Raw genomic sequence first — 427 nt, forward strand, 5'->3', positions numbered from 1 at the left:
CTTTTATGTTTATTAAAAAAAATTAGCTATAACGGTAATCTGAAAGGCAGTAAAAATCTTTGTGATTTTTACTGCCTGTTTCTATCTAATGTGAAAGGTTAAAATTACATTACAACGATTAATCTACTTCCTTAAGCATTTTTTCAATATTAGTAATGCGAGCATTAATCTCTTTGATTTGCTGTTGTTGAAGTGCAGCATTTTCTTTGTCGAGCTTTAACCGTTCATCCGCCCGACGATCCATTCTACGTACTACCTTAACAATTACAACAACTACTAATATCGGAACGATAAGAACTGTTATTAAAACAAACAATTGATATAACATGTCTATGATAAGAACATTATCCACTTCGATAAACCTCCGTAACTTCAGAATTTGGCTAGCAACAATTAATCCACTTCTTTAAGCATTTTTTCGATGTTC

The 427-nt window shown here is 31.6% G+C and carries 1 protein-coding gene; it reads right to left on the reverse strand.

The features are described from left to right. Nucleotides 1–118: 118 nt before the first annotated feature. Entirely contained in the window at nucleotides 119–352 is a 234-nt protein-coding gene (locus AOA61_RS00545; RefSeq protein ID WP_099600889.1) for a hypothetical protein, read from the reverse strand. Between the last annotated feature and the right edge of the window lie 75 nt (nucleotides 353–427).

The organism is Pseudomonas sp. 2995-1, assembly GCF_002742505.1.
Lineage (GTDB): Bacteria > Pseudomonadota > Gammaproteobacteria > Pseudomonadales > Pseudomonadaceae > Aquipseudomonas > Aquipseudomonas sivasensis.